Annotated in this window: 5 protein-coding genes and 2 pseudogenes; 1 reads left to right on the forward strand and 6 read right to left on the reverse strand. The window is 77.3% G+C overall.

Translation table 11 applies throughout. The features are described from left to right. Window positions 1–554, reverse strand: a 554-nt coding sequence (locus E4P41_RS21170; protein WP_209307846.1) for an endonuclease V, incomplete at its 3' end; no start/stop codon positions are given. A gap of 170 nt (window positions 555–724) precedes the next feature. After that, a complete protein-coding gene (locus E4P41_RS22480; protein WP_167761210.1) occupies window positions 725–874 on the reverse strand; it encodes a hypothetical protein in 150 nt (49 codons plus the stop codon). 153 nt (window positions 875–1027) lie between these two features. Here E4P41_RS22480 and E4P41_RS21175 point away from each other — a divergent pair, with 153 nt between their 5' ends. Beyond that, window positions 1028–2404 (forward strand): FAD-dependent oxidoreductase, encoded by a 1377-nt coding sequence (locus tag E4P41_RS21175; protein ID WP_135143172.1) that lies wholly within the window; start codon window positions 1028–1030, stop codon window positions 2402–2404. A gap of 94 nt (window positions 2405–2498) precedes the next feature. On the opposite strand, the gene E4P41_RS22890 is transcribed toward E4P41_RS21175, so the two are convergent. The 4 genes and pseudogenes from E4P41_RS22890 to E4P41_RS21185 all read right to left on the reverse strand — a co-directional run bounded on the left by E4P41_RS22890 (window position 2499) and on the right by E4P41_RS21185 (window position 4597). After that, window positions 2499–2690, reverse strand: a complete 192-nt coding sequence (locus E4P41_RS22890; protein WP_209307848.1) for a cold-shock protein — start codon at window positions 2688–2690, stop codon at window positions 2499–2501. Between the two features lie 183 nt (window positions 2691–2873). Beyond that, window positions 2874–3059 (reverse strand): annotated as a pseudogene (locus E4P41_RS22895) (cold-shock protein); the annotation flags it as partial. Between the two features lie 201 nt (window positions 3060–3260). Continuing rightward, window positions 3261–3458 (reverse strand): annotated as a pseudogene (locus E4P41_RS22900) (cold-shock protein); the annotation flags it as partial. Between the two features lie 164 nt (window positions 3459–3622). After that, entirely contained in the window at window positions 3623–4597 is a 975-nt protein-coding gene (locus tag E4P41_RS21185) for an anti-sigma factor RsbA family regulatory protein (protein ID WP_245177548.1), read from the reverse strand. Window positions 4598–5110: the final 513 nt, after the last annotated feature.

The following is a 5110-nucleotide window of genomic DNA, read 5'->3' on the forward strand; positions in this document are numbered from 1 at the left end:
CGCGCGGACCGCGCCTCCCGGGCCAGCCGCCTGGCCTCCCGCAGCGCCTGTGGTGTGCGCACACCGGTCGCCGTGGCGAGCACCACCTCGGCGGCCGTGGCGGCCGTCGTGCGCCAGGCCGCGTGCGCCACGACGGGGCGCACGCCCGGCGCCGTGCGCACCCACCGGGCGACCTCGGCGCCGTCGAGGACGAGCGGTGACGTGTCACCGCGTACGGGCCCGGGCGGGGGGCCGGCGGCGAGGAGCGGGTGGTCAGTCACGCCGAGCGTGGGCAGGTCGAGGACAGCGCCCAGGTGTAGGGCGAGCCCGGCCCGCCGGGGATGGTCCCGGCCCGTTGCAGCGAGGAGGAGGACGTCCGGTCGCGAGGCCAGGCCCGCGACCGCGGCGGCCAGCAGCGGCCCCTCCCGCGCGGCCAGCAGTGCCGGGACGTAGGGCGGGCCCATGGCACCTTCGAGGACGCTCCTCGCGACCTCCACGCCCCCGCGCCGGAACACGGCGGCGGCCCAGCCCGGCACCTGGTCCCGGTTCCCGGCGTCCCGACCTCCGACCACCACGGCGGCGGCCACGGTCAGCGGTGGCTCGGGCCGCCAGAGGGCCGGTCGCAGCGCGGCCAGCCGGCGCTGCTCGGCGGCGAGCGCGCCGGCCTCCGTCGGCCAGGCGCTGCCGTCGACGGAACGGTCGTCGTCGGGCGGACGACCGCCTGTGGGCGGCGGTGCTGCCGGCGTCAGACCGGCTGCGGTCCGGCCGGCGGCGGGGCGGACGGGTTGGCCGGACCCGGCTGCGGCACCGGGGCCGGGTCCGGCGGCGGCACGGGGTCCACGGGGGACGGCGAGGGCGACGGCGGCTGCGGGCCGGGAGGGGGCGGCACGGTCATGGCCCGACGGTAGACCCAGCCCGCCCCCTGCCGCACCGCACCGACCGGGCCCGGTGCGCCCGGTGATGCCGACCCGGCGAGCACCTGCCGAGCACCGGCCCGCGCCCTGCGTGGACCGGCGCAGGAGCGCCGGACCCCCTACCGTCCCCTCACGTGGGCAGACGCGTGGTCGTGGTGGGTGGGGACGCCGCAGGTGGCAGCGCCGCATCGCAGGCGAGGAAGCGGCGGCCCGACCTGGACGTGGTCCTGTTCGAGCGGGGCCGCGCGACCTCGTACTCCGCCTGCGGCATCCCGTACTGGATCAGCGGCACGGTCGACTCCGAGCAGCGCCTCGTCGCCCGCACCCCCGAGCAGCACCGCGCCGCCGGCATCGACGTGCGGATGCGTACCGAGGTCGTCGGCATCGACCTCGACCGCCGCGTCGTCCACTGGCGGGACCTCGCCGGCGGGGGCAGCGGTGTGGAGCGCTTCGACGAACTGGTCTACGCCACCGGCAGCGTGCCCATGCGACCGCCGGTACCCGGCATCGACGCGGCCGGCGTCCACGGCGTCCAGACCCTCGACGACGGCGCGGCGCTGCGGGCCGAGCTGGAGCGCGGCGAGGTGCGTCGGGTGGTCGTCGTCGGTGGCGGCTACATCGGTCTGGAGATCGCCGAAGCGTGCCGGGTGCGCGGGCTCGACGTCACCGTCGTCGACATGTCGGCCACCCCCGTCGGCACCTTCGACCCCGACATCGGCGAGTTCATCGCCGAGGGGGTGCGCAAGGAGGGGATCGAGCTGGTCCTCTCCGACGCGGTGGCCGCAGTCGAGACCGACGCCGGGGGGCGGGCCCGGGCGGTGGTCACCGCCAGTGGCCGCGAGCTGCCCGCCGACCTGGTGGTGCTCGGCCTGGGTGTCCGGCCGGCCGTGCGACTGGCCGACGAGGCCGGCATCCCGCTGGGCGTCTCCGGCGGGATCGCGGTCGACGCGCGGATGCGCACCCAGGTCGAGGGGGTGTGGGCGGCCGGCGACTGCGTCGAGTCGGTGCACCGGCTCTCCGGCCAGCGGGTGGTGGTCGCCCTGGGCACGCACGCGAACAAGCAGGGCCGGGTCGCCGGCATCAACATCGGCGGCGGGTACGCCACCTTCCCCGGCGTCATCGGCACCGCCATCACCCGCATCTGCGAGGTGGAGGCCGCCCGCACCGGTCTGTCGGAGGCCGAGGCCGAGGCCGCCGGCTTCTCCTTCGTCACCGCGGCCGTGGACTCGACCACCAAGGCCGGCTACTTCCCGGGTGCCCAGCCGATCCGGGTCAAGATGATCGCCGAGCGGCGCAGCGGGCGGTTGCTGGGCGCCCAGGTCGTCGGCCGGGAGGCGGCGGCCAAGCGCGTCGACGCCCTGGCGATCTGCATCTGGAACGAGATGGGCGTCGACGAGATCCTGTCCCTGGACCTCTCCTACGCCCCACCGTTCGCCCCGGTCTGGGACCCGGTGCTCATCGCCGCGCGCAAGGCCGCCGAGGCCGTGGAGGCCGACGTCCGCCTGCTGTGACGTCCCCGTGCGGGGTCGCTCGCCGAACAGCAGCACGGGGACGTCGGCCGCCTGCAGGAGGGCCCTCTCACGGCGGCGGGCAGGGGGTCCTTGCTCAGGCGGGGTCGACCCGGTCGGCCTGCCGGCCGCGCTGGCCCTCGCTGGCCTCGAACTCCACCCGCTGACCCTCGTCGAGGGTGCGGAAGCCGCCGCGGTCGGCGATGGCCGAGAAGTGCACGAACACGTCCGGGCCACCGTCGTCGGGCTCGATGAACCCGAAGCCCTTCTCCGCGTTGAACCACTTCACCGTGCCGTTGGCCCGGCCCCCGCCGGAGGGACGGCGACCCCCGCCGGCCGCGCCGCGCCCGGCGTCACGGTCCCGGTACCCGCCGTCGCGGTCCCGGTAGCCGCCGCCGTCGCGGTCCCGGTACCCGCCGTCGCGTCCCCGCGGGCCTGCGTCCCGGTGGCCGCCGCCCCCGCCGCGCTCGGCCGAGCGCACGTCCTCGGCCTGCGGCCCGCGCTGGCCCTCGGTGACGTCGAACTCCACCCGCTGGCCCTCGTCGAGGCTGCGGAAGCCTCCGCGGTCGGCGATCGCGGAGAAGTGCACGAAGACGTCCGGGCCGCCGTCGTCGGGCTGGATGAACCCGAACCCCTTGTCGGCGTCGAACCAGGACACCGTGCCGGTGCTGCGCCCACCGCGGGACGGCGACCGGCCGCGGTCACTGCCCCGGTCGCGGTCATTGCCCCGGTCGCGGTCCCGCCCGGCGTCACGGTCGCGGCCGTACCCGGCGCCGCGGTCCCGGTCGCGGCCGTACCCGGTGTCCCGGTCGCGGCCGTACCCGGCGTCCTGGCGCCGTGGCGCGCCCCCGCCGACGGATCGCACCGTGTCGGCCTGCAGCCCGCGCTGCCCCTCGCTCGCCTCGTACTCCACCTGCTGGCCCTCGTCGAGGGTCCGGAAACCGCCCTCGTCGGCGATCGCGGAGAAGTGGACGAAGACGTCACGTCCTCCGTCGTCGGGTTCGATGAACCCGAACCCCTTCTCGGCGTCGAACCACTTCACCGTGCCCTGCGGCATCCACGTGCTCCTGCGCTGCTCGTCGCCGGCGGGTCCGTCCCGCCGGCCGTCCACCGGCCCCGCCACCTCTGGTTGGCGGGGCCCCCGCCTCCAGCCTCCCTCACCCACCGCCCGCGCGGGTGGGCACCCGTCTGGACATGGGCTCCGGCGCAGGTCAGGACGATTCAGCGCAGCTCGGTGGTCAGCCGCACCGCGACGCCGTCCGGGCCGGTGGTGATGTCGACGTGGTCGCACAGCTGGCGGGCCAGCCACAGCCCCATGCCGCCGCGGGAGAGGTCCTCGCCGTGGGCCGGGCCGTAGCCGGCGAACGGGTCGTCCAGCCCCGGCCCGTGGTCGGTGACGGTGCACACGACCCGCTCGGCCGACGTCCACAGCCGCAGGCCCACCGGCGGCCCGCCGTGCCGGACGGCGTTGGAGGTCATCTCGTCGACCGCGAGCAGGAAGTCCTCCACCACCTCGCACGGCCCGGCCACCGCGGCCAGCGCGGCGGCGACGGCGTGCCGCAGGGCGATGGGGTCGGCGACGTCGTCCACGGCCAGGCGGGGGGTGGAGGCCTGCAGCGGTTCGGGCGGCACCGGCAGCCCGCTCAGGTAGCGGGCCGGGTCGACGAACCGGGGATTGGGGGTGCGCTGCCCGCCGGCCACGACGGTCGGGTGGGTCCGGGCGACGGACTCCAGCACCTGCTCGGGCAGCCGTCGGGTGTCGAAGACGCACAGCCCCCACAGCGGCCACGGCCCCAGCACCTCGTTGATCACCGCCTCGTAGCGCTGCCACTCCAGCCAGTCCCGCTCGGTGCGCCCGAAATCGGTCTCCCCGACGACCCGGATCCGGGGTGCCCCGGTGGCGGCGAGCTCGTCGGCCAGCCGCCGGAACGAGGCGACCGCGGTGGGGGTGCGCCGACGGTAGGTGTCGCCGCGTTCCAGCACGCGCACGCGCGGGTCGCCCCCGACCGCCGCGCGGACGAGGTCGGCGGTGCCGGGAGAGGCGGCGACCACGACCGCGTCCCCCGTGGCCAGGCCCTCCCGGACGAACGGCACCGTCCCGGCAGCCAGCTCGTCGGGCGAGGAGAAGAACAGCGCGTCGTGGACGTAGTGGGGACCGGGTGCGGGGACCGTCCCCCGCCGGGTCACCGTGTCCACCTGTCCGTCTCCTCGGGTCCGGCCGGCCGTTGCCGCTCCACGGTAGCCAGCATCGGGGCACGGCCGCCGTCGGGCGCGGCGCGAGATCGGCCACGCGCCGGCGGCCACCGCCCGGCGGTCAGCCCCGCGCCGGGCGCGCGACCCGCCCGAGCACCAGGGCCCCTGGCGTAGAGGACGGCGTTGAGCGCGAAGCAGGCCCCGACCGCGGTGTGCGCGGCCCGCAGCCGGTGCGGGGACACGGCCCCGGGGGCGGCGGAGAGGAGCGAGGTCCCCGGGCGCGCCATGCCGACGACCCCAGGCACCGCCGCGGGGGTCCTCCGGCGCCGCTCCGGAGCGCGCGGAGGCGGCAGCGGGCGTAGCGTCCGCAGGCACCCGGGGTTCCGGGGGATCGAGTTCCGGGAGGAGGGCGATGTCCCTGTCGCGGCGGATCGGGGCGGCCCGCAGCGCGCTCGGCGCGGCCGCCGGGCTCGCCGTGGCTGGGGCCGGGGTGGCCGCGGGGCTGGTCGGTGGGAC

The sequence above is a fragment of the Geodermatophilus sp. DF01-2 genome, assembly GCF_004571065.1.
Taxonomy (GTDB): domain Bacteria; phylum Actinomycetota; class Actinomycetes; order Mycobacteriales; family Geodermatophilaceae; genus Geodermatophilus.